20 protein-coding genes and 1 pseudogene are annotated in these 22472 nt (G+C 73.2%); 7 read left to right on the forward strand and 14 right to left on the reverse strand.

Features of this window, described 5'->3' with window-relative positions; genetic code table 11:
- Positions 1-28: 28 nt before the first annotated feature.
- Positions 29-814, reverse strand: coding sequence for a 3-hydroxybutyrate dehydrogenase (locus tag AB0761_RS28310; protein ID WP_377271968.1), 786 nt, complete (start codon positions 812-814; stop codon positions 29-31).
- 340 nt (positions 815-1154) lie between these two features.
- Here AB0761_RS28310 and AB0761_RS28315 point away from each other — a divergent pair, with 340 nt between their 5' ends.
- Positions 1155-2795 carry a regulator gene (locus tag AB0761_RS28315; RefSeq protein ID WP_377271969.1) on the forward strand — a complete coding sequence of 547 codons (1641 nt, stop codon included), beginning with the start codon at positions 1155-1157 and terminating at the stop codon, positions 2793-2795.
- 99 nt (positions 2796-2894) lie between these two features.
- On the opposite strand, the gene AB0761_RS28320 is transcribed toward AB0761_RS28315, so the two are convergent.
- Positions 2895-4211, reverse strand: a complete 1317-nt coding sequence (locus tag AB0761_RS28320; protein ID WP_377271970.1) for an NAD(P)/FAD-dependent oxidoreductase — start codon at positions 4209-4211, stop codon at positions 2895-2897.
- 215 nt (positions 4212-4426) lie between these two features.
- A complete protein-coding gene (locus AB0761_RS28325) occupies positions 4427-5323 on the reverse strand; it encodes a TIGR01777 family oxidoreductase (protein WP_377271971.1) in 897 nt (298 codons plus the stop codon).
- Between the two features lie 71 nt (positions 5324-5394).
- Here AB0761_RS28325 and AB0761_RS28330 point away from each other — a divergent pair, with 71 nt between their 5' ends.
- A complete protein-coding gene (locus AB0761_RS28330; protein ID WP_377271972.1) occupies positions 5395-5898 on the forward strand; it encodes a GNAT family N-acetyltransferase in 504 nt (167 codons plus the stop codon).
- Between the two features lie 21 nt (positions 5899-5919).
- Here AB0761_RS28330 and AB0761_RS28335 read toward each other — a convergent pair whose 3' ends face one another.
- From AB0761_RS28335 to cobU, 7 genes and pseudogenes are all read right to left on the reverse strand, one after another.
- The gene (locus tag AB0761_RS28335) at positions 5920-6435 is read right to left on the reverse strand and encodes a DUF4240 domain-containing protein (protein WP_377274362.1); all 516 of its coding nucleotides are present in this window, start codon (positions 6433-6435) and stop codon (positions 5920-5922) included.
- Positions 6436-6559: 124 nt separating this feature from the next.
- Entirely contained in the window at positions 6560-8305 is a 1746-nt protein-coding gene (sucB, locus tag AB0761_RS28340) for a 2-oxoglutarate dehydrogenase, E2 component, dihydrolipoamide succinyltransferase (RefSeq protein WP_377271973.1), read from the reverse strand.
- Positions 8306-8359: 54 nt separating this feature from the next.
- A complete protein-coding gene (gene lpdA, locus AB0761_RS28345) occupies positions 8360-9748 on the reverse strand; it encodes a dihydrolipoyl dehydrogenase (RefSeq protein WP_377271974.1) in 1389 nt (462 codons plus the stop codon).
- A gap of 305 nt (positions 9749-10053) precedes the next feature.
- Complete coding sequence (locus AB0761_RS28350) at positions 10054-11559, reverse strand: leucyl aminopeptidase (protein WP_377271975.1); 1506 nt, start codon at positions 11557-11559, stop codon at positions 10054-10056.
- 450 nt (positions 11560-12009) lie between these two features.
- On the reverse strand, positions 12010-12810 hold the full coding sequence (locus AB0761_RS28355; protein WP_377271976.1) for an adenosylcobinamide-GDP ribazoletransferase: 801 nt from the start codon (positions 12808-12810) through the stop codon (positions 12010-12012).
- Between the two features lie 4 nt (positions 12811-12814).
- Positions 12815-13870, reverse strand: coding sequence for a nicotinate-nucleotide--dimethylbenzimidazole phosphoribosyltransferase (locus tag AB0761_RS28360; RefSeq protein WP_377271977.1), 1056 nt, complete (start codon positions 13868-13870; stop codon positions 12815-12817).
- Between the two features lie 28 nt (positions 13871-13898).
- Positions 13899-14441: pseudogene (gene cobU / locus AB0761_RS28365) on the reverse strand (bifunctional adenosylcobinamide kinase/adenosylcobinamide-phosphate guanylyltransferase); the annotation flags it as partial.
- 135 nt (positions 14442-14576) lie between these two features.
- Between cobU and AB0761_RS28370 the strand changes: the two are divergent.
- Positions 14577-14777 carry a hypothetical protein gene (locus tag AB0761_RS28370; RefSeq protein ID WP_377271978.1) on the forward strand — a complete coding sequence of 67 codons (201 nt, stop codon included), beginning with the start codon at positions 14577-14579 and terminating at the stop codon, positions 14775-14777.
- 151 nt (positions 14778-14928) lie between these two features.
- Here AB0761_RS28370 and AB0761_RS28375 read toward each other — a convergent pair whose 3' ends face one another.
- The 3 genes from AB0761_RS28375 to AB0761_RS28385 all read right to left on the reverse strand — a co-directional run bounded on the left by AB0761_RS28375 (position 14929) and on the right by AB0761_RS28385 (position 17439).
- Positions 14929-15933: an aldo/keto reductase family protein gene (locus AB0761_RS28375; protein WP_377271979.1), complete on the reverse strand. Its 1005-nt coding sequence runs from the start codon at positions 15931-15933 to the stop codon at positions 14929-14931.
- Between the two features lie 25 nt (positions 15934-15958).
- Complete coding sequence (locus AB0761_RS28380; RefSeq protein ID WP_377274363.1) at positions 15959-16714, reverse strand: class I SAM-dependent methyltransferase; 756 nt, start codon at positions 16712-16714, stop codon at positions 15959-15961.
- Between the two features lie 128 nt (positions 16715-16842).
- Positions 16843-17439: a DUF3043 domain-containing protein gene (locus AB0761_RS28385; RefSeq protein ID WP_377271980.1), complete on the reverse strand. Its 597-nt coding sequence runs from the start codon at positions 17437-17439 to the stop codon at positions 16843-16845.
- Between the two features lie 250 nt (positions 17440-17689).
- Here AB0761_RS28385 and AB0761_RS28390 point away from each other — a divergent pair, with 250 nt between their 5' ends.
- On the forward strand, positions 17690-18481 hold the full coding sequence (locus tag AB0761_RS28390) for a PspA/IM30 family protein (RefSeq protein ID WP_377271981.1): 792 nt from the start codon (positions 17690-17692) through the stop codon (positions 18479-18481).
- A gap of 10 nt (positions 18482-18491) precedes the next feature.
- Positions 18492-18770 (forward strand): hypothetical protein, encoded by a 279-nt coding sequence (locus AB0761_RS28395; RefSeq protein WP_377271982.1) that lies wholly within the window; start codon positions 18492-18494, stop codon positions 18768-18770.
- Between the two features lie 82 nt (positions 18771-18852).
- Here the strand turns inward: AB0761_RS28395 and nadA are convergent, their stop codons facing one another.
- Positions 18853-20037: a quinolinate synthase NadA gene (gene nadA / locus AB0761_RS28400; RefSeq protein WP_377271983.1), complete on the reverse strand. Its 1185-nt coding sequence runs from the start codon at positions 20035-20037 to the stop codon at positions 18853-18855.
- Between the two features lie 223 nt (positions 20038-20260).
- Between nadA and AB0761_RS28405 the strand changes: the two genes are divergently transcribed.
- Both AB0761_RS28405 and AB0761_RS28410 read left to right on the forward strand, forming a co-directional pair.
- Positions 20261-20707, forward strand: a complete 447-nt coding sequence (locus AB0761_RS28405) for an Lrp/AsnC family transcriptional regulator (protein WP_377271984.1) — start codon at positions 20261-20263, stop codon at positions 20705-20707.
- Positions 20708-21074: 367 nt separating this feature from the next.
- Positions 21075-22442, forward strand: coding sequence for a pyridoxal phosphate-dependent decarboxylase family protein (locus tag AB0761_RS28410; RefSeq protein WP_377271985.1), 1368 nt, complete (start codon positions 21075-21077; stop codon positions 22440-22442).
- The last annotated feature ends 30 nt before the right edge of the window (positions 22443-22472 follow it).

Genomic DNA, 22472 nt, shown 5'->3' on the forward strand with positions numbered 1-22472 from the left:
TGTCCGACGGTCCCTGGGGCGTGGGACGTCAGTGGGCGGTCCAGCCGCCGTCCAGCGGCAGGCTGCTGCCGGTGACGTAGGAGGCGTGCGGGGAGCAGAGCCACAGCGCGGCCTCGGCGACCTCGGACGGCTCGATCAGCCGCTTGATCGCGGTGCGCTCCAGCATGATCTGCTCCACCACCTCGTCCTCGCCGATGCCGTGCGCCAGCGCCTGGGCGGCGACCTGCTTCTCCACCAGCGGGGTGCGGACATAGCCCGGGTTGATGCAGTTGCTGGTCACCCCGTACGCGGCCGCCTCCAGCGCCACCGTCTTGGACAGCCCCTCCAGGGCGTGCTTGGCGGTGACATAGGCGGACTTGTAGGGGCTGGCGCGCAGGCCGTGCACGGAGGAGATGTTGACGATCCGTCCCCACTCCTGGGCGTACATGTGGGGCAGTGTCCGGCGCAGGATCCGGAACGGGGCCTCCACCATCACCCGCTGGATCAGGGCGAAGCGGTCCGGGGGGAACTCGTGGACCGGTGCCACATGCTGCAGACCGGCGTTGTTGACCACGATGTCCGCGTCGGCGGGGAGGGTGTCCACCGCCGCCGGATCCGACAGGTCGACGACATGGGCGGTACCGCCGGTCTCCTCGGCGACCGCCTTGGCCGCCTCCGAGGCGATGTCGACGACGTACACCCGGGCCCCCGCGGCGGCGAGCGCCACCGCGCAGGCCCGGCCGATGCCTGAGGCGGCCCCGGTGACCAGGGCGGTCCGACCGGCCAGGGGACCGGGGCCGGGCCCGTCGGGCGGCGGGGCAGAAGTGGTGTCCATGGCCGGAAACGGTAGGAAGAGCGGGCCTCGGCTCCCATGGGGCCGGATGCCATGAAGTACTCGGCGGCTGTGTGGCCGGCAGCCATGTCGGGCCGGACGGCGTACGGCCCGGCGAGGCCCCCGGAAGAGGCGCGAGAGGGGCTACCACGGCGCAAACCCCGACAGCGCCGCCTTCCTCACAACGAGTCCGCCCATGTCACCCGTTCGGAGGATTGCTTGAGAGGGCCCGGCCGGAGCCCCTGAATCCTCGCTACATTCACGCCGGTTCCCGACAGGGGGCGCCGCACAGCACCGGGGGACGATCACGTGCCGCCGCGGCGCTCGGAAGGTGTTGACGCACATGCCCCAACGGCCCGCAACCGACCGACCGGCCTTTGTGCCGCGAGCAGACCGGCCGCCCGCAGCCGAGCCGCGGCCCGCGCCCGGCGGCTCGCCGCGGGCGGCCGACCGGTCGCACAACCAGCGCCTGGCGGAGCTGATCGAGGAGGCGGGGTTCTCCCACGCCGGACTGGCCCGCCGGGTGGACCAGCTCGGCCTGGAGCACGGCCTCGACCTGAGGTACGACAAGACCTCGGTCACCCGCTGGCTCCGCGGGCAGCAGCCGCGCGGGGCCACCCCGGCGCTGATCGCCGAGGTGTTCACCCGTCGGCTGGGCCGCCGGCTGGGCGCCCAGGACCTGGGGCTGGACGCCTGCGCGCCGGTGTACGCGGGCCTGGAGTTCGCCGAGACACCGGCCGAGGCGGTGGACATCGTCTCCAGCATGTGGCGCAAGGACACCGGACCCAACTCCGAGCTGCGCCGGATCGCCTTCACCCCGGCGGGTTTGGTGGTGCCCAGCCGCGACTGGCTGATCGGCCGCACCGACGAGCGGGTCTCCCGCGAGGATCCGGCGGAGGCCGCAGATCCCCCGCTGCGGGCCCCCGCCGGGCTGCGGCCGCCCGCCGCCCGGCCGCTCGGCGCGGGCGGACGGGTGCCCCTGCAGGCCCGCCGCCCCGGTGCCGTGGGCCGGCCCGGCATCAAGGCCGACATCGAGCACCCGTCCCCGCATCCGCAGCGGGACAGCCGCGGCAGCATCCGGGTGGGCCGCGGCGACATCGCCGCCGTCCGCGCGGTGGGCGATCTCTTCCGCGCACTGGACCACGCCTACGGCGGCGGCCACGCCCGCCAGGCCCTGGTGCGCTACCTGGAGAGCGAGGCCGAGCCGATGCTGCGCGGCCGCTACGGGGAGCCGGTGGGACGCGCCCTGTTCGGCGCCGTCGCCGACCTCACCAGACTGGCCGGCTGGACCTCCTTCGACATCGCCGCCCACGGTCTGGCCCAGCGCTACTTCGTCCAGGCGCTGCGGCTCTCCCAGGCGGCCAACGACCGGGTGTACGGGGGGTACGTCCTGGCCACCATGAGCCGTCAGGCCGTCCATCTGGGGCACGGCCGGGAGGCGGTGCAGCTGGCGAGGGTCGCCCAGCAGGGCGTCGGCACCACCGCCCCGACGGGCGTCCAGGCGCTGATGCACGCCGCCGAGGCCCGCGGCCACGGGCTGCTCGGCGACAGCCGCTCCTGCACCGGAGCCCTGGTGCGGGCCGAGCGGTGCCTGCAGGCGGTGCGGCCCGCCGACGAGCAGCCCTCCTGGGCGCGGTCCTTCGACGAGGCACAGCTCGCCGCGGAGTTCGCGCTCTGCTACCGCGACCTCCAGCAGTGGCGGCTCAGCGCCCAGCACGCCGAGAAGTCGCTGCGGCTGCGGTCGCCGGGCTATGCCCGCAGCCGGGTCTTCTCCCGCAGCGTGCTGGCCACCGCCAGGCTGGGGATGGGGGATGTGGACGAGGCCTGCGCGGTGGCCACCGAAGCGCTGCGGTCGGCGGCCGAGATGCGTTCGGTGCGGGCGGTGGAGTATCTGCGGGACTTCCACCGCCGACTGGCGCCCTACCGGGGCAGCCCGGTGGTGCGGGCCTTCGAGGAGGTCGCCCGTACGACCGGGATCGTCTGACGGCGCGCCGCCTCCGGTTCCGCGTCACGGCGGGCCGGGGTCGGAGCCGCCGCCGGGAGTGCCGGAGCGGCTCCGGCCCGCCCCCGCACTCCCGGCCGTTCAGGCGGCGGCTGCCGCCCGGGGGGCGGAGGCCACCTTGAGGTCGCGGAGGATCTGCTGGGCCGCACGGCGGCCCGAGACCAGTGCCCCCTGGACGGTGCTGGTGTCCCGGTGGTCACCGCAGACATAGAGGCCCCCGATGACCCGCACCGGCCGCCGGAAGTGGTGCGGAGGCGGCATCGCGGGTACCGCCCGCTCCACATGACGGACCGTCAGGAATGTCCAGGGGGCGGTCGAGGTCCCGTACAGCTCGGACAGTCGGCGCCGCACAACGGGCTCCAGCGCAGCCGGACCGCCCGCGTCGAAGGAGCGCCGCCCCAGCACCGTGGTGGCCACCAGGGACTGGCCGGGCGGGGCGTACGAGGAATGCACCCGGCTGAGCACCAGGGAGTGCGAGACGGGGCTCTCCCGGTCGGCGTCGAGCAGCAGTACCGGCTCGGCGAGGGGGGGCTGCGGAGCGGCGTGGTAGAAGGTCGTCACGGGATGGAAGTCCGGCAGATGCAGACCGGGCAGCAGCCCGGCGGCGGACACCGCATCGGTGGCCAGCACCACGCACCGGCCGCGGACCCGCCCGTGCCGAAGGGTGTCCACCCCGTCCGCCGACACCGCCACGGCCTGGACGCCCAGCCGCACCGTCCCCGGCGGCAGGCCTTCCGCCAGCTGCTGCGGCACCGCGGCGATGCCCTCGGCGGGCAGGCAGAGCCGACCGCGGGCATACGCCCGCAGCGCCAGGTCGGCGCAGCGGCTGCTGGTCGACAGCTCGGGGTCGCTGAGCAGTGCCGTCAGCAGCGGCCGCAGAAACCCGTCCATGACACGCGCGGACAGCCCGCGGGCCGCGAGCGCCTGTGCGGCGGTCAGCTCGGGCCGGGTCAGCAGCTGTGCGGCCGGAGTCGCGGCCAGGCGGGCCAGCGCCGCACCGAGCCGTGCCTTGTCCAGCGGGCTGCCGATCGCGGACCGGTCGGCGGCCAGCCGGGTGATCGGGCGGCGCGGATCGCCCACCCGGTGGCGGCGGCCGTCCGAGTGCACCAGTACGCCGGGCGCCAGGGGGCGCAGCTGCAGACGGTCCAGGTCGAGCACCCGGGACAGCTCGGGATAGGAGGTGTTCAGCAGATGGCTGCCCTGGTCCAGGCGGAAGCCGTCGAACTCGACGGTGGCCGTTCTGCCGCCGATGTGCCGCGCGGACTCCAGCACTGCCACGGTGAGCCCGGCAGCGCACAGTTGCCGGGCGGCCGCGAGGCCGGCCAGTCCGGCGCCCACAACCACCACATCGGGGTCGATGCGGCCGCGGCTGCGGTGGGTGAGTTCGTCTACGGGCACGGGGCGCTCCCTCCCTGCTCCTCGACGCCCGACGTCCCTCCGGTCGGACGGCCAGGATGCGGTCCGCACTGGTGATGCCCCGTCAACCGGCAACCCAGACAAAGACTTCCGGCCTTATTCGGCGGGAACGGAGGATTTCCGGCGACACTCCAGTGCAGGGCGAGGCCTTGTGGTACGGGGGAGCAGGATGGAACGGCCGGGAGCGCCGGACGCCGTCAGGAGGCGGGCATGGCGGCGCGGACGGTGTCGTCGATGGTGGGGTCACTGAAGCGGAACCCCGCCTCCAGCAGTCGGGCCGGCACCACCCGGTGGCTGCCCACCACCTCCACCGCGAACTCGCCCAGCGCCACCCGCAGCGCCGCCTCCGGCACCGCGAACAGCGTCGGCCGCCGCAGCGCCCGGCCCATCGCGGCGGTGACCTCCGCGTTGGTCACCGGCTCCGGAGCGGTGAGGTTCACCGGACCGCTGAGTTCCTCCCGCTCGATCAGGAAGCGCAGCGCCGCCACCTCGTCCCGCAGCGAGATGAACGACCAGTACTGCCGCCCCGACCCCAGCCGTCCCCCAAGCCCCAACCGGAAGAGCGGGAACATCCGGCCCCAGGCGCCACCGCCGGCGGCCACCACCAGCCCGGTCCGCGGATGCACCACCCGGATCCCGGCGTCGGCGGCGGGCTGCGCGGCCTCCTCCCACTCCTGGCACACCCCGGCCAGGAAGTCGTCGCCCGGGGCGGAGTCCTCGTCGATCACCCGGTCGCCGGTCTGCCCGTAGAAGCCCACCGCGGAGCCCGACACCAGCACCGACGGCTTGACGGCCAGCTCCGCCAGCGCCTCGGCGAGCGCCGCGGTGCCCAGCACCCGGCTGTCCCGGATCCGCTGCTTGTAGGAGTCCGTCCAGCGGTGGTCGGCCACCCCCGCGCCGGCCAGATGCACCACGGCGTCCACCCCGGCCAGCCCCGGGGTGTCCACCTGCTGCCGCACCGGATCCCAGTACACCTCGCCCTCGCCCGCCGGGCGGTGCCGGACCAGCCGGACCACCTGGTGGCCGTCGGCCCGCAGCGAGCGGACCAGGGCGGTGCCGATGAGCCCGGACGAGCCGGTGACAGCGATACGCATGCCCCCATCCTCCCAGCCGCGCCGGGATGCGACCGCGAGGCGGCGGATGCGGCGTGGTTAGAGTGATCCGCATGTCCGACCTCGAACTGATGATCCGTCCGGCGGCGGCGGACGACGACCGCGACCTGGGCGAGCTTGACCGGCGCTGCTGGTCCTGGCTGAGCGATGTGGCTCCGCTGCGGCCGGCGGGTGCGCCGTTCTTCGACGAGCGGCACGGCCCCGGGCAGTACCAGGTCGCAGAGCTGGCGGACGGCCGGATCGCGGGCTATGTGCGGGTCGTCCGGTCCGTCCCGCTGGCGAGCAACGCCCATGTGCGGCAGATCCAGGGGCTGGCCGTCGACGGGGAGCTGCGCGGACGCGGCATCGGCCGGGCGCTGGTGGCGGCGGCCTGCGAGCGCGCACGCGCCGAGGGGGCCCGCCGGCTGACCCTCAGGGTGCTGGGCCACAACAGCCCGGCCAGGGCGCTCTACGAACGGTGCGGTTTCCGGGTCGAGGGTGTGCTGCCCGGGGAGTTCCTGCTGGACGGTGCCTATGTGGACGACGTCTGCATGGGCCGCTCGCTGCTGGAGCCCTGAGCCGCCCGCGGCGGGAGCCGGTCAGCCGCCGTAGCGGTCCCACAGCCGGGGGAAGCGGTCGGCCATCACGGTGTGGTCCTCGAAGTCCAGCGGACGGCCCTCCGGCTCGGGCGGCTCGGCCACGTCAAGCTCCGGGATCGGCTGGCCGGTGAGCTGTTCGTACGCCTCGTCCGCGGCATAGCCGAGATCCTCCGCGTAGCCGTCCTCCTGCTCGTCGAAGCCGGGCAGCAGCTCCGCCAGGTTGTCCGGATCGTGCAGCGCGCCCTCGAAGACCTCCCGCCCGCATCCGATCAGCCAGCAGCGGAAGGCGTCGAAGGACTCGTCGGACGCCCCGCCCAGCAGCAGATAGGCGGCGCCCCACAGATCCCAGCGGTAGGCCCGCTGGAACCGGACCTCGAAGAGGCGGGCGAAGTCGACCACATCGTCGGGTGTGAGTCCGACCAGGCGCTCCACCAGCAGGTCGGCGTGTTCGTCCGGGTCGCCGGCCGAGGCTTCCCGGGTGTCGTCGATCAGCTGCCAGAACTCCGTCTCGTACATCACGGCACCAGCATCCCCGCCGCGGCGCGCCCGCGCATGCGATATCCGCGGGCGCCCGGCAAACGGGTGCGCCCCCGGCCCCCCGCCGCAGCGGGAGCCGGGGGCGCAGTGCCCGGGTGGGGGGTTACAGCCCGAGGTCGCCCTCGAACGCGCCCTCCTCCAGACGGGCCTTGACCGTGCCCAGGTAGCGGGCGGCGTCGGCGCCGTCCACGATCCGGTGGTCGTACGACAGGGCCAGGTAGACCATGTCGCGGACGCCGATGGTGGTGCCCTCCGGGGTCTCCAGCACGACCGGGCGCTTGACGGTGGCGCCGATGCCCAGCATGCCGACCTGCGGCTGGTTGAGGATCGGGGTGTCGAAGAGCGCACCGCGCGAACCGGTGTTGGTCACCGTGAAGGTGCCGCCGGCCAGCTCGTCGGGCTTGAGGCCGCCGTCGCGGGTGCGGGCTGCGAGGTCCGCGGTCCGCTTGGCGATACCGGCGATGTTGAGGTCGCCGGCGTCGTGGATCACCGGGACGAAGAGACCCTTGTCGGTGTCCACCGCGATGCCGATGTTCTCGACGTCGTGGTAGGTGATGGTGTCGTCGTCGTTCACCCGGGCGTTCAGCACCGGGTGGACCTTGAGCGCCTCGACCGCGGCCTTGACGAAGAACGGCAGCGGGGAGAGCTTGACGCCCTCGCGCTGGGCGAACGCGTCCTTGGCCCGGGCCCGCAGCTTCATCAGGCGGGTGACATCCACCTCGACCACGGTGGTGAGCTGCGCCGACACCTGGAGCGACTGCACCATGTGCTTGGCGATCGCCTTGCGCACCCGGGTCATCGGCAGGGTCTGGCCGCGCAGCGGCGACGGGGCCTGCGCGGGCCTGGCGGCGGCCGGGGCGGCAGCGACCGGAGCGGCGGCGCGCGCGGTCTCGGCCGCGGCGAGCACATCCTGCTTGCGGATGCGGCCGCCGACACCGGTGCCCTTGACGTCGGCGAGCGAGACACCCTGCTCGGCCGCCAGCTTGCGGACCAGCGGGGTGACATAGGCGCCCTCGCCCTCACCGGCGGCCGGAGCCGGCGCGGCGGGGGCGGCGGGGGCCACCGGAGCGGGGGCGGGAGCCGGAGCGGCCGGGGCCACCGGAGCAGGCGCAGCGGCGACCGGGGCCGGAGCCACCGGGGCCGGGGCGACCGGAGCCGGGGCGGCCGGAGCCACCGGGGCCGGAGCAGCCGGGGCGGGAGCCGGAGCGGCCGGGGCCGGGGCAGCGGCCGGGGCGGCACCCGCGGCACCGATCAGGGCGAGCTGGGCGCCGACCTCGGCGGTCTCGTCCTCACCGATGAGGATCTTCAGCAGCACGCCACCGGTGGGCGCCGGGATCTCGGTGTCGACCTTGTCGGTGGAGACCTCGAGCAGCGGCTCGTCGGCCTCCACGGTGTCGCCCTCGGCCTTCAGCCAGCGGGTGACGGTGCCCTCGGTGACCGACTCGCCCAGGGCGGGCAGCAGCACCGGGGTGCCCTGGACGTCGCCGGCGGGAGCCGGGGCGGCAGGGGCAGCGGCGGCCGGGGCCGCCTGGACCGGCGCGGGGGCCGGGGCGGCGGGGGCCACCGGAGCTGCCTCGGCCACCGGGGCCGGGGCGGCGACCGGGGCGCCGGAGCCGTCGTCGATGACGGCCAGCTCGGCGCCGACCTCCACCGTCTCGTCCTCGGCGACCTTGATGGAGGCGAGGATGCCCGACGCGGGCGCCGGGATCTCGGTGTCGACCTTGTCGGTGGAGACCTCGAGCAGCGGCTCGTCGGCCTCCACCCGGTCACCCTCCGCCTTCAGCCAGCGGGTGACAGTGCCCTCGGACACGCTCTCGCCGAGCGCGGGCAGCGTTACTGAGACCGCCATGGTTTCAGGAACTCCTTCAGTCGTGCGGTGCGGATGTGGTGGCGTGTCCTGGGCTCAGTCGTGGTTGTGGAGCGGCTTGCCGGCCAGCGCCAGGTGAGCCTCGCCGAGGGCCTCGGACTGCGTCGGGTGGGCGTGGATGAGCTGCGCGACCTCGGCCGGCAGCGCCTCCCAGTTGTAGATCAGCTGGGCCTCGCCGACCTGCTCGCCCATGCGGGCGCCGACCATGTGGACGCCGACGACGGCGCCGTCCTCGACCTGGACGAGCTTGATCTCGCCCGCGGTCTTGAGGATCTTGCTCTTGCCGTTGCCGGCCAGATTGAACTTGGCGACCTTGACCTTCTCGGCGCCGTAGATCTCCTTGGCCTTGGCCTCGCTGATGCCGACCGAGGCGACCTCCGGGTTGCAGTAGGTCACCCGCGGCACGCCGTCGTAGTCGATCGGGACGACCTGCTGGCCGGCCAGCCGCTCGGCCACCAGCATGCCCTCGGCGAAGCCCACGTGGGCCAGCTGCAGGGTCGGCACCAGGTCGCCGACGGCGGAGACGGTGGGCACGTTGGTCCGCATGTACTCGTCGACCAGGACGTAGCCGCGGTCCATCGCGATGCCGGACTCCTCGTAGCCCAGGCCCTGCGAGACCGGGCCGCGGCCGATGGCGACCAGCAGCACGTCGGCGTCGATCTGCTTGCCGTTCTCGGTGGAGACGCGGACACCCGACTCGGTGTACTCCACGCCCGAGAAGCGGGCCTTCAGCTCGAACTTGATGCCGCGCTTGCGGAAGGCGCGCTCCAGCAGCTTGGAGCTGCCCTCGTCCTCCAGCGGCACCAGGTGCGGCAGCGCCTCGACGATGGTCACGTCGACGCCGAAGGACTTCCAGACGGAGGCGAACTCGACGCCGATCACGCCGCCGCCCAGGATCACCGCCGACTTGGGGATGTAGTCCAGCTTCAGCGCGTGGTCCGAGGAGATCACCCGGTTGCCGTCGATGGTCAGCCCCGGCAGCGACTTCGGCACGGAGCCGGTCGCGAGCACGATGTGGCGGCCCTCGTAACGCTGGCCGTTGACATCCACCGAGGTGGGGGAGGACAGTCGGCCCTCGCCCGTCACATAGGTGATCTTGCGGGAGGCCACCAGGCCCTGCAGGCCCTTGTAGAGGCCCCCGATCACGTCGTCCTTGTACTTGTGCACACCCGGAAGGTCAATGCCCTCGAAGGTGGCCTTCACTCCGAACTGGGCGGCCTCACGGGTCTCGTCGGCCACCTCGGCCGCGTGCAGCAGAGCCTTGGTGGGGATGCAACCGCGGTGCAGGCAGGTGCCTCCCAGCTCGCCCTTCTCGATCAGCGCGACCTGAAGCCCCAGCTGGGCCGCGCGCAGCGCCGCGGCGTAACCGCCGCTTCCGCCTCCGAGAATGACTACGTCGAAAACGGTGCTGGCGTCGTTCGCCACGTCACGTCCTCCATGCATGGGTGCGTATGCCCGGCCGGTCTGGGACCGGGTCGGGCTCCCTTGTGGGGAGCCCAGTCGTGCCGGAAATACATCTTCGCACTTGTTCGCGGGTGCCGATGTCCGGGGTCGCCCCGCGGACACCTCACAGGGGGCGCGTGCCGCCTTGTCCGCCCCCTGTGAGGCGATATCGCCGCAGCTCACAGCGGTGCGGCCGGTCCGGTGAGGGTGTCCGAAACGCGGACAGGGCCCGGAAGGAGAACCTTCCGGGCCCCGGTCGCGTCAGATCGGCGCGGATCTCGGCCGGGCTACAGCAGCTCGCCCGCGGCCGCGTCCTCGGCCAGCTGCACCAGGGTGCGCACGGCCGAGCCGGTGCCGCCCTTGGGGGTGTAGCCGAACGGCTGGCCCTCGTGGAAGGCCGGGCCCGCGATGTCCAGGTGCGCCCAGGTGATGCCGTCGGCGACGAACTCCTTGAGGAAGAGCCCGGCCACCAGACCGCCGCCCATCCGCTCGCCCATGTTGGCGATGTCGGCGACCGACGAGTCCATGCCCTTGCGCAGCTCGGCGGGGAGCGGCATCGGCCACGCCTGCTCGCCGGCCCGCTGGGTGGCATCGAAGATCCGGTCCCGGAAGCCGTCCTCGTTGGCCATGATGCCGAAGGTACGGTTGCCCAGGGCCAGCATCATGGCCCCGGTCAGGGTGGCCACATCCACGATCGCGTCCGGCTTCTCCTCACCGGCCCGGACGATCGCGTCAGCCAGCACCAGCCGGCCCTCGGCGTCGGTGTTGAGCACCTCCACCGTCTTGCCGCCGTACATCCGCAGCACATCGCCGGGGCGGGTGGCGGTGCCCGACGGCATGTTCTCGGCCAGCGCCAGCCAGCCGGTGACATTGACCTCCAGGCCCAGCCGGGAGGCGGCGACCACTGCGGCGAAGACCGCGGCGGCACCGGACATGTCGCACTTCATGGTCTCGTTGTGGCCGGCCGGCTTCAGCGAGATGCCGCCCGAGTCATAGGTGATGCCCTTGCCGACGAACGCCAGCGAGGCGCGGGCCTTGGGGTGGGTGTAGGCGACCTTCACCAGGCGAGGGGGGTTGGCCGAGCCCTGGCCGACACCGAGGATGCCGCCGAAGGAGCCCTTGGCCAGCGCCTTCTCGTCCAGCACCTCGACCTTGAGGCCGTGCTCCTTGCCGGCGGTCTGCACCGCGGCGGCGAACGACTTGGGGTTGAGGTCGTTGGAGGGGGTGTTGACCAGGTCGCGGGTGCGGTTCATCTCCTCCGCGAGCACGGTGGCGCGCTCGGCGGCGGCCTTGGCCTCCTTCTGGCCCTTGCGGGGGGCCAGCACGGTGAGCTCGGCGACGGGGGCCTTGCCGTTGCCGTTGGCGCGGTAGGCGTTGAAGGCGTAGGCGCCCAGCAGACCGCCCAGCGCCACCGCCTCCACGTCGGCGGGGGTCGCGGTGGGCAGTGCCAGAGCGGCCTTGCGGCTGCCGGCGAGCGTACGGGCGGCGACACCGGCGGCGCGGCGCAACGTTTCGGCACCGAAGTCGCCGTCCGCGGGTGCGTCACCGAGGCCCACCACGAGCACAAACCCGGCCTTCAGGCCGGCGGGGGCGGGGAGCTTGACGGCCTCGCCCTCGGCGCCGGACACCCCGAGGGTGTCGAGGATCTCGGCCAGCCGGCCGTCGAAGGCCTCGGCCACCGTCTCGGCGCCGGGCGCCGGCACCAGTCCCTTGTCGCCCTTTGCCACGCCGACGACGACGGCGTCCACGCGCAGCGACGCCGCGGAGGAGGTGCTCACAGACAATGCAGTCACGGTAAATGCGTCCTGTTCTCGTGCGGTCCATAGCCGGAAGCGGTCAGACGGGCCGCCTCGGCCGTCGGCGGACCCCGACCTCCGATTTCCGGCCCCCTCGCGTCAGACGCTACGACGTGAGGGCTTCGTAAAGGGGTTCCCGGGCTGTCCGTGCCCCACGCATGGTAGTCCGCATACTGGACGGTCGCGGCTCGAGAGGGCCCTTGCCGCGCAACCGGTGCGGCGGGTACTCGCCACCGGCGGTCCGCCGCCACCCGGGTGATCCCGGCGGGAACGGTACCCCGGCCGCGCGGGCGGCGCCGCACCGGTGGGGCCGACAGGCCGCCCACCGGCTCCGTCCGACGGGTGGCGCGACCCCCGGGGAAGGCATCGGGACGCTGGCCCGGCCGTATGTCGCGGGGCATGCCTGGCGCTCTGTCACGGGGCGAGGCCGCGATTTCCGACGCTGTGTCAGAAGGCCTTCGGCAGCAGCACCATGGCCAGCAGGGACCCGGTCGCCGCAGTCTCCGCCAGCGCCCCCAGGACATCCCCGGTGATCCCTCCGAACCGCCGGGTGCAGCGCCGCAGCAGCAGCCATGCGCAGCCCACCCCCACCAGCACCGCCACCGGCGGACGGAACGCCGCCGCCGCCGCACCGCCCGCGGACCCCGCCGCCCCCAGCAGCAGCGCCCATCCCACCGTCACCGCCGCCGCGCCGCCGGGACCCACCGTCCCGGCCACCGCCGCACCCAGCCCGCCCGGCCGTGCGGCCGGCACCGACCGCAGACAGCCCCACCCCAGCGCACAGCGCGCCGACACCGCAGCGGTCAGCACCGCCAGCGCGCCCTGCCGCGCGCCCGACCCGTAGGCCTCGGCCAGCGCCGCCGTCTGACCGAGCAGCACCAGCAGCAGCGTCAGCACCCCGAAGGGCCCGATGTCCGACTGCTTCATGATGCGCAGGGCGTCCTCGGCGGGCTTGCCGCTGCCCAGGCCGTCGGCCACATCGGCCAGTCCGTCCAGGTGCAGGCCGCGGGTCAGCCAGGCCAGGACGCCCACGGCCGCCACCGCGGCCAGCAGCGAACCGCCGCCGAGCACTGCCACCGCCGCTCCGCAGGCCGCGGCGGCGGCGCCGAGCACCAGTCCCACCAGCGGCGCCCAGAGCATCGCCGCACCGGCGGTCGGCCGGTCCCAGCGCTCCACCCGCACCCGCAGCACCGACAGTGTGCCCAGGGCGAACCGCAGTCCGTGCAGCGCCGGACGGCGCTCCGTCATGAGCTCACTTGCTCTCGGGCTGCTCCGGCAGCTCCGCCGGCATCGACGAGGCCGCCTGCAGCAGCGGCAGCGCCATCAGCGCACCGACCGCCCCGCCCAGGGTGATCCGCTGGTCCTGCAGCGGCTCAAGGGTCAGCCGGTCGTACGCCTTGACCAGCGCCGGCTCCCCGGTCGCCTGGCCGGCCCGCCACCACTCCGGGGCCCGGAAGGCGATCCGCTGCGCCACCAGCGCACAGGCCGCCGACACCACGCCGTCCAGCAGGACGGGGGTGCGCCGCACCGCGCTCTGCAGCAGGAAGCCGGTGATGGCGGCGAAGTCCGCGCCGCCGGTCGCGGCCAGCAGCGCGATCTGGTCGCCGAGCACCGGACGGGCACGCCGCAGCGCATCGCGGACCGCGGCGCACTTCACCATCCACATACGGTCGTCGATCCCCGAGCCCCGGCCGGTGACCGCGGCCGCGTCGGTCCCGCAGAGTGCGCCGACCAGGACCGCCGCCACCGTGGTGGACCCCACGCCGAGATCGCCCAGCACCACCAGGTCGGTGCCGGAGTCGGCCTCCTCGTCGGCGACGGCCACACCGGCCAGGAACGCCTGCTCGGCCTGGGCGCCGGTGAGAGCGTCCTCGATGTCGATCCGGCCGGAACCGCGCCGCACCCGGTGGCGGACGACCTCCTCGGGGAAGGCGTCGGCGTCGGCGTCCACCGACATGTCCACCACCCGCATCCGGGCGCCGAACCGCTGCGCCAGGACGTTCACCGGTGCCGCGCCGTCCAGCACCGCCCGGACCCGGTCCGCGGTGGTGCCTGCGGGGAGCGTGGAGACCCCCAGGGAGGCGACCCCGTGGTCGCCCGCGAAGATCACCACCTTGGCCTGCTCCACCGGCCTGACCGGGCAGCGGCCCTGAACACCCGCCAGCCAGCCGCCGAGTTGCTGAAGCTGCCCCAGGCCGCCCGGAGGGACGCCGAGCGAGGCCCAGCGCTCCTCGGTCGCCTGCCGGGCGGTGTCGTCGGGCCGCTCCACCAGAGAGGAGAAGGCATCCAGGTCCACGGTGCTGTCCATGCTGTCCATCGTGACCGAAGGCTACCGGTCAGCCCTGCCGGATCGGCAAGACCTGCCCGGCGACCACCAGCAGCACACTCTGCGACAGCTCCGCCAGGGCCATGTTGAGCCGCCCCAGTTCGTCCCGGAAGCGGCGGCCGGAGGCCGTCGCGGGCACCACACCCATGCCGACCTCGTTGGAGACCGCGACCACGGTGCGGGAGGTGTCCCGCCAGGCGGCCGCGAGCGACGCGGACCGCGCCTGGACCGCCCGCTCGCCCCCGTCGGCCCACACCGCGTCGTCCCAGGCGCCGCAGTCGTCCATCACCCGGGTGAGCCACAGTGCCAGGCAGTCCACCAGCAGCGGCGCCGGGTCCGCGGCGTCGCGCAGCAGCGGTTCCAGGTCGCAGGTCTCCGCCGTACGCCAGCCGGCCGGCCGGCGCTCACGGTGCAGCGCGACGCGCTGCGCCCACTCGGCGTCGTCCTCCCGGGTGCCGCCGGTGGCCGCGTAGAGGACGTCGGGATGGCCGGCCAGCAGCTGCTCGGCACGGGTGGACTTGCCTGAGCGGGCGCCGCCGAGGATCAGGGTGCGCGTCATGGCCCTCATCCTGGCCGGTGGCCGCGGCTGCCGCTTCGCCGGGGTGGGTGATCAGCGGGCCACTGCTCGACTACTCTGCGCTGTGGAGCGCGGTGGACGGCCGCGCAGGTCGACTGGGAGGAGCCGGGCATGGCGTGGACGTGGCGGTACGAGAAGACCGACGGCTCCGTGGTCGCCCCTGCCGAGGGGCAGGAGGAGTTCCCGACCCAGGGCGACGCCGAGTCATGGATCGGCGAGAGCTGGCAGCAGCTGCTGGAGGGCGGGGTGGACCAGGCGGCGCTGCTCGACGACGGCACCGCCGTCTACACCATGAGCCTGCACGAGGGCTGATCCGGAGCCCCGCGGTGCGGGGGTGCGGGGCCGGGGAAGACCCACCACCTCGGTGGCGGGCCGCTCCGGTGGCCCCGCACCCCCGGCCGCCAGGGTGCTGCCCGCCCGGCGCGTGCTGCCGCATGCGCCGGGCGGTTCGCCGTGGTGCGGGTTACGGGCGGGCCTTGGGGGCTCCCTCGGCGGTGCGGGCCGGGTCGCGGTCCACCACCGGGTCGAGGACCGCGTCGATGGCCTTGAGCAGGTCCGCGTCCAGCTTGACCCCGGCCGCCTTGGCGTTCTCGCCGACCTGCTCGGGCCGGGAGGCGCCGATGATCGCCGCCGAGACATTGCTGTTCTGCAGCACCCAGGCCACCGCCAGCTGGGCGAGCGACAGCCCGGCCTGGTCGGCCAGCGGCCGCAGCTGCTGCACCCGCTCCAGCACGTCGTCGCGCAGCCAGCGGGAGACGAAGTTGGCGCCGCCCTTGCTGTCGGTGGCGCGGCTGCCGGCCGGCGGCTCCGCACCGGGAAGGTACTTGCCGGTGAGCACGCCCTGCGCGATCGGCGACCAGACGATCTGGCCGATGCCCAGCTCCTCGCAGGTCGGCACCACCTCGGACTCGATCACCCGCCACAGCATCGAGTACTGCGGCTGGCTGGAGACCAGCGGGATGCGCAGCTCACGGGCGAGCGCATGGGCCTCGCGGATCTGCTGGGCGGTCCACTCGGAGACGCCGATGTAGAGCGCCTTGCCGGACCTGACCACGTCGGCGAAGGCCTCCATGGTCTCCTCCAGCGGAGTGGAGGGGTCGTAGCGGTGGGCCTGGTAGAGGTCGACGTAGTCGGTCTGCAGGCGGCGCAGCGAGCCGTCGATCGACTCCATGATGTGCTTGCGGCCGAGTCCGCGGTCGTTGCGGCCCGGGCCGGTGGGCCAGAAGACCTTGGTGAAGATCTCCAGGCCCTCGCGGCGCTCGCCCTTGAGAGCGCGGCCCATGACGGTCTCGGCGCGGGTCTCGGCGTAGACGTCGGCGGTGTCGAAGGTGGTGATGCCCGCGTCCAGGGCGGCGCGTACGCAGGAGACCGCAGCCTCCTCCTCGACCTGGGAGCCGTGGGTGATCCAGTTGCCGTAGGCGATCTCGCTGATCACGAGGCCGCTGCGGCCGAGATGACGAAAGTCCATGCATGGGACTGTATCCCGCCGATGATCAACCCGCAGCGCGCCTGCTGCCCACCACGTGCAGCAGCGCCGCTACCTGCCGGTACGGGTCCTCCCGGCCGGCCCGCTCCTCGGCGTCCAGCAGCTGGGCCAGCTGCCGGCCGTCCGCGGGCAGCGGGGCGTCGTCTGGAGTCGCGTCGGTGAAGACCCGGACGCCGTACCAGTGCCGCAGCGGCACATCCATGCCGCTGAGCGTGGTGGCGAGGCCGTCCAGGCGGTCGGCGCGGGCCGGCAGCCCCAGCCGGTTGGTGTAGTGGCCGTCGCCGTCGAACGCCTGCAGCGCGCCCCGCCAGTCGCCGGTGAGGCCGGCACGCATGGCCGGTGCACCGCCGTTGCGCACCAGCAGCGACAGCAGCCCGCCGGGGGCCAGCACCCTGGCCAGTGAGGCCAGCATCGGGCCCGGCTCCGGCAGGTACATCAGGACGCCGTGGCAGAGCACCAGGTCGAAGCTGCCGGGCCCGAACCAGCGGCCGCACTCGCGGCCGTCGCCGCCCAGCAGCCGCACCCGGGCCCGTACCTCCGGGGGTTCAGCCGCCAGGGCGGCCTGGGCGGCGCCCAGGGTGACCGGATCGGGGTCGAGCCCGGTGACCAGATGCCCGGCGCGGGCCAGCCGCAGCGCCTGGGTCCCCTGGCCGCAGCCGGAGTCCAGCACCCGCAGCTGCCGGCCGTGGTCCTGCCCGAAGTGCCCGGTCAGCTGCTCGTCGAGCTGCCGGGCGACCAGCTCCTGGCGCACCGTGGTGCGCAGGTTGCCCTGCCGGGAGAGCCACGCCCCGGCGCCGGGGGTGACTCCCGAGGCCGGGGCGGGCAGGTTGTCGTGGCCGCCGCCGCCCTGCACGGGCAGCGAAGCCGGCCAGTGCGGGACCGGAGCCGCGCTCAGAGCGTGGCCCCCCGCTTCACCTGCGGCTTGGGCAGGCGCAGCCGCCGCATCTGCAGGGTGCGCATCAGCGCGTAGGCGGTGACCCCGCGGTGGCTCTCGCTGGGGAACCGCTCCCGCAGCTGCTTGCGCAGCCCCAGGGCGTGGCGGAGCGAGTCCAGCACGATCCCGAGGATGATCAGCAGCCAGAGCATCAGCGAGACGAACTGCAGGCCCGGGTTGTGCAGCACGCTGAGGATGAGGATCACCACCGCGAACGGCAGGAACCACTCGGCGACGGTGAACCGGGAGTCCACATAGTTGCGCGCGAAGCGGCGGACCGGTCCCTTGTCGCGGGGCGGCAGGGCCCGCTCGTCACCGCTGAGCAGCGCCAGGCGCTGCTTCTCCCGCTCGGAGCGCATCCGGGCGCGTCCCTCGCGGGCCGCCTCCTTGCGGTCCTTGGGGACGGAGGCGCGGGTGCGCCGGTTGGCCTGGGACTCGCTGCGCTTGGGCGTGGGCCTGCCCTTGGGCGCCTGCGGGTCGCGGGACTGGGGGGCCTGCTCCTCCGCGAGTGCGGTGGCAGCGGCGGGGGCATCCTGGGAACGACGTCGGAACACGTAGAGAAGAGTACGTGCTGGCGGCGTCCGACCCCTAGTCCCGTCCAGGCGGTACCCGGGCGGACCCGTACGGGAGGCGCCTCCGTCCCGCGGATCATCCCGGCCGGGAGCGGATCCGCCGTGCGGACGATGTCCGCCCCCAACTGCTGTAGCAGGCTTGTTGCAGGCAGGTGCGCTGCGGACGGCGCCCGCGAGCCCGTAGTGTTGGTACGAGAGAACAGCTGGCCTGAGAAGGGGGCGCCCGAGGCCCATGAGCGACGGAATCATGAAGCGGATGGGGATGGTCTTCCGCTCCAAGGCGAACAAGGCCTTGGATCGTATGGAGGACCCGCGCGAGACGCTCGACTACTCGTACCAGAAGCAGCTCGAGCTGCTGCAGAAGGTGCGCCGGGGAGTGGCCGATGTCGCCACGTCGCGCAAGCGCCTCGAACTCCAGCTCCAGCAGCTGCAGCAGCAGTCGGCGAAGTACGAGGACCAGGGGCGCAAGGCGCTCTCCCTGGGCCGCGAGGATCTCGCGCGCGAGGCGCTGACCCGCAAGGGCGCGCTGTCGCAGCAGATCAGCGATCTGCAGGCGCAGTACCAGCAGCTTCAGGGCGAGGAGGAGAAGCTCACGCTCGCCTCCCAGCGGCTGCAGGCCAAGGTGGACGCCTTCCGTACCAAGAAGGAGACCATCAAGGCCACCTACACCGCGGCGCAGGCACAGACCAGGATCGCCGAGTCCTTCTCCGGCATCTCCGAGGAGATGGGCGACGTCGGCCTGGCCATCCAGCGGGCGGAGGACAAGACCGCCCAGCTGCAGGCACGCGCCGGCGCGATCGACGAACTGCTCGCCTCGGGTGCGCTGGACGACCCGAGCGGGATGCGCAAGGACGACATCGAGGCGGAGCTGGAGCGGATCGGCGGCGGCGCCGATGTCGAGCTGGAGCTGGCCCGGATGAAGGCCGAGCTGTCCGGCGGCTCCTCGGCGCCGCAGGCGCTGGAGCAGGGCGGCGGCCAGTCGCAGCCCTCGTCGCAGGACACCCCCAACCGCTTCGAGAAGTGAGGACGCGGTCATGATCGTCCGGATCATGGGGGAGGGGCAGCTGGACGTGGCCGAGAGCCACCTGGACCGGCTGAACGAGCTCGACGACGAACTCCTCGAGGCTCTGGACCAGGGCGACGAGGATGTCTTCCGCACCACCCTGGGCAATCTGCTGGCGGCTGTGCGGGCGGCGGGCTCACCCCGGCCGGCGGACTCCCTGGAGCCCTCCGACCTGATCCTGCCGAACGAGGACGCCACGGTCGAGGAGGTCCGGCGCCTGCTGCGGGACGACGGTCTGATCCCCGGCTGAGCAGCGCAGCGGCCGCACATCACACGGGAGGGCCCGGCAACCGCCGGGCCCTCCCGTGTGATGTGGTGCGGCTACCGGCCGGTCAGGGCAGGGCCAGCATCTGGTCGAGGGCCGCCTTGGCGTACTTCTCGGTCTCGGCGTCCACCTGGATCTGGTTGACCACCCGGCCGTCCGCGAGCGACTCCAGGGTCCACACCAGGTGCGGCAGGTCGATGCGGTTCATGGTCGAGCAGAAGCAGACCGTGCGGTCGAGGAAGACGATCTCCTTGTCCGGGTGGGCCTTGGCGAGCCTGCGCACCAGGTTGAGCTCGGTGCCGATGGCCCACTTGGAGCCGGCCGGGGCCGCGTCCAGCGCCTTGATGATGTACTCGGTGGAACCGACCATGTCGGCCCCGGTGACCACCTCGTGCCGGCACTCCGGGTGCACCAGCACGGTCACCCCGGGGATGCGCTCGCGGACCTCGTTCACCGAGTCCAGCGAGAAGCGGCCGTGCACCGAGCAGTGGCCGCGCCACAGGATCATCTTCGCGGCGCGCAGCTGCTCGGGGGTGACCCCGCCGCCGGGCTTGTGCGGGTTGTAGACGACGCAGTCCTCCAGCGAGAGGCCCATCTGCAGCACGGCGGTGTTGCGCCCGAGGTGCTGGTCGGGCAGGAAGAGCACCTTCTCGCCCTGCTCGAAGGCCCAGCCGAGGGCGCGCTCGGCGTTGGAGGAGGTGCAGACGGTGCCGCCGTGCCGGCCGGTGAAGGCCTTGATGTCGGCGGAGGAGTTCATGTACGAGACCGGGACGGTGACGTCGGCGACGCCGGCGTCGGTGAGGACGTCCCAGCACTCGGCGACCTGCTCGGCGGTGGCCATGTCGGCCATGGAGCAGCCCGCGGCGAGGTCGGGCAGGATGACCTGCTGCTTCTCCGTGGTGAGGATGTCCGCCGACTCCGCCATGAAGTGCACACCGCAGAAGACGATGTACTCCGCCTCGGGGCGGGCGGCGGCGTCGCGGGCCAGCTTGAAGGAGTCGCCGGTGACATCGGCGAACTCGATGACCTCGTCGCGCTGGTAGTGGTGGCCGAGGATGAAGACCCGGTCGCCGAGGCGGGCCTTGGCGGCGCGGGCGCGCTCCACCAGGTCCGGGTCGGAGGCCGCGGGAAGGTCTCCGGGGCACTCCACGCCGCGCTCGCTGTTGGGGTCGGCGTCACGGCCGAGGAGCAACAGGGCGAGGGGGGAGGGCTGGACGTCCAGCAGAGGCTCTGCGGCGGGTGTGGTGGTCACGGGCCGATGCCCTTCTTCAATGCCAACGGGCTTTTCGTCTATCTGACGCTATCTATCATAACCCGTTTGCGTCAGATTGACGATGGACACGGAGGCGATGTGACATGGATGACCCGTGGTGATCTCGGCGCACAATCCCAGGCACTAGCCTGATACGGGCGTCGAATCGCAAGGCCCCGGGGTGGATCGCCCCGTCAACACCACCGGCCGGGAGCCGCATCGCATGAGCACGCCCGATGCTGATCTTGACGACGTCGACCGGAGGCTGCTGCGGCGCCTGGGAGAGGACGGCCGGGCCTCGTACGCCCGCATCGGCGTCGAGGTCAACCTCTCCGCGACGGCTGTGAAGCGCCGTATCGACCGGCTGCGCGCCCGCGGGGTGGTCCGCGGCTTCACCGTCGTCCTGGACCCCCGGCTGCTGGGCTGGAGCACCGAGGCCTTTGTCGAGGTCTACTGCCGCGAGCGCACCTCCCCCGAGGAGATCCTTGCCAGCCTCCGCAAGTTCCCCGAGGTGGCAGCCGCTTGGACGGTCACCGGGGACGCCGACGCACTGGTCCATCTGCGAGCCTCCGACACCCGGCATCTGGAGGACGTCATCGAGCGCATCCGCCGTGAGCCCGGTATCCAGCGCAGCCGCAGCTCCGTCGTCCTCTCCCGGCTGATCGGCTGATCGGCTGACCGCCCGCCCGTTGTCCTCGGCGGCCGCCCGCCCGGCTGCCCTGTCGAACAACGGTCACCCGTACGGTCCAGTAGCCGGCCCGCGCACGAAACCTGCGCACCCCCGGGCGAAGACGCCGGAATGCTGCGCGCCCCGCAAAGGATCGACGCGCGCCCGGAGCCGCCCCCTGCCTAGGCTGAACCCCGTCCGGCAGCGCCCCGGCGCCCCGCACCACGCCGGGCGCCGGCGCCCGCCCGGCGGCCCCCGGGGACTGCTCCGGCGAAGCGAACGCGACCAGTGACAAGCGCCGACGTTCGCCGGGGTGCCCGGCCCCGCCACCCCACCGCAGCCGTCACCCAGCAACACGAGAGGGGTGCCCGTGTCCGCCGCGCCGCACCGCATGCACCAGTACGACGCACAACTGGTCGACCTGGTCTTCGACTACATGCGGGCCCGCCTGCAGTACGACCCGGTGCCCCTGGACCACCCCGGCGACGGCGACAAACTACGGGCCCACCTGGATGGACTGCTCAACGAGCACGGCAATGACGCCGCCGAGGTGATCAAGCTCTATGACGAGCACCTCAGCCGGGCCGTGATCTCCGCAGACAGCCCCCGCTACCTCTCCTTCATCCCCTGCGCCCCCACCAAGGCCGCCCTGCTCTTCGACATGGTGGTCTCCTGCGCCTCCCTGCAGGGCATCTCCTGGCTGGAGGCGGCCGGTGCGATCGCCGCCGAGAACCAGGTGCTGCGGCTGATCTCCGACCAGGCCGGCCTGCCGGTCACCGCCGGCGGCTGCTTTGTCTCCGGAGGCTCGGCCGGCAACCTCTCGGCCCTGGTGGTCGCCCGTGACACCGCCCGCCGCAAGCACGGCGTGGACGCCCGGGCCCGGATGCGGATCGCGGTCAGCGACCAGGCCCACTCCTCCATCACCAACACCCTCAACATCATCGGTGTGGAGGCCCTGGTCGTCCCCACCGAGGGCCACCGCCTCACCGGCGAGGCCCTGCGGGCCGCCATCGAGGCCGACGACGACCGCAGCAGCCTCATCGGGGTGGTCGCGACCGCCGGCACCACCAACGCCGGGATCATCGACGACCTCGCCGGGGTCGCCGACGTGGCCGGCCACTACGACCTCTGGTTCCACGTCGACGGCGCCTACGGCGGCGCGGGCCTCTTCGCACCGTCCATCCGGCACCGCTACGACGGCATCGAGCGCGCCGACTCCTTTGTGGTCGACCCCCACAAGTGGCTCTTCGCGCCCTTCGACTGCGCCGCGCTGCTCTACCGCAAGCCCTGGCTGGCCAAGGGCGTGCACACCCAGGACGCCTCCTACCTGGACTGCCTGCACACCGAGGGCGAGGAGTGGAACCCCACCGACTACGCCTACCACCTCACCCGGCGCGCCCGCGGCCTGCCGCTCTGGTTCTCCCTGGCGGTGCACGGCACCCAGGCCTACAGCGACGCCGTCGAGGCCGGCCTCACCCTCGCCCGGGAGACCGCGATGGTGATCCGGGAGACCCCGCACCTGGAACTGGTCCGCGACCCAGAGCTGTCCGCCGTGGTCTTCCGGCGCCTCGGCTGGACCTCGCAGGACTACTACGACTGGTCCCAGCGGCTGCTGGCCGGGCAGGTCGGCTTTGTCACCCCCACCGGCTGGGAGGGCGAGACCGTCGCCCGGTTCGCCTTCCTCCACCCCGGGACCACCATGGAGATGGTGCACGAGATCCTGGACACCATGGCCTGACCTGTTCGGACGGGCAGCCTCCGCGCCGCC

The organism is Peterkaempfera podocarpi (assembly GCF_042466665.1).
Classification (GTDB): domain Bacteria; phylum Actinomycetota; class Actinomycetes; order Streptomycetales; family Streptomycetaceae; genus Peterkaempfera; species Peterkaempfera podocarpi.

Coding starts and splice junctions, on each gene's coding strand:
- AB0761_RS28370 (WP_377271978.1), top strand. CDS start 14,577: ATGGCGTGGACGTGGCGGTACGAGAAGACCGACGGCTCCGTGGTCGCC.
- AB0761_RS28395 (WP_377271982.1), top strand. CDS start 18,492: ATGATCGTCCGGATCATGGGGGAGGGGCAGCTGGACGTGGCCGAGAGC.
- AB0761_RS28315 (WP_377271969.1), top strand. CDS start 1,155: ATGCCCCAACGGCCCGCAACCGACCGACCGGCCTTTGTGCCGCGAGCA.
- sucB (WP_377271973.1), bottom strand. CDS start 8,305: ATGGCGGTCTCAGTAACGCTGCCCGCGCTCGGCGAGAGCGTGTCCGAG.
- AB0761_RS28375 (WP_377271979.1), bottom strand. CDS start 15,933: ATGGACTTTCGTCATCTCGGCCGCAGCGGCCTCGTGATCAGCGAGATC.
- AB0761_RS28310 (WP_377271968.1), bottom strand. CDS start 814: ATGGACACCACTTCTGCCCCGCCGCCCGACGGGCCCGGCCCCGGTCCC.
- AB0761_RS28335 (WP_377274362.1), bottom strand. CDS start 6,435: ATGTACGAGACGGAGTTCTGGCAGCTGATCGACGACACCCGGGAAGCC.
- AB0761_RS28405 (WP_377271984.1), top strand. CDS start 20,261: ATGAGCACGCCCGATGCTGATCTTGACGACGTCGACCGGAGGCTGCTG.
- AB0761_RS28330 (WP_377271972.1), top strand. CDS start 5,395: ATGTCCGACCTCGAACTGATGATCCGTCCGGCGGCGGCGGACGACGAC.
- AB0761_RS28355 (WP_377271976.1), bottom strand. CDS start 12,810: ATGACGGAGCGCCGTCCGGCGCTGCACGGACTGCGGTTCGCCCTGGGC.
- AB0761_RS28390 (WP_377271981.1), top strand. CDS start 17,690: ATGAGCGACGGAATCATGAAGCGGATGGGGATGGTCTTCCGCTCCAAG.
- AB0761_RS28325 (WP_377271971.1), bottom strand. CDS start 5,323: ATGCGTATCGCTGTCACCGGCTCGTCCGGGCTCATCGGCACCGCCCTG.
- AB0761_RS28360 (WP_377271977.1), bottom strand. CDS start 13,870: ATGGACAGCACCGTGGACCTGGATGCCTTCTCCTCTCTGGTGGAGCGG.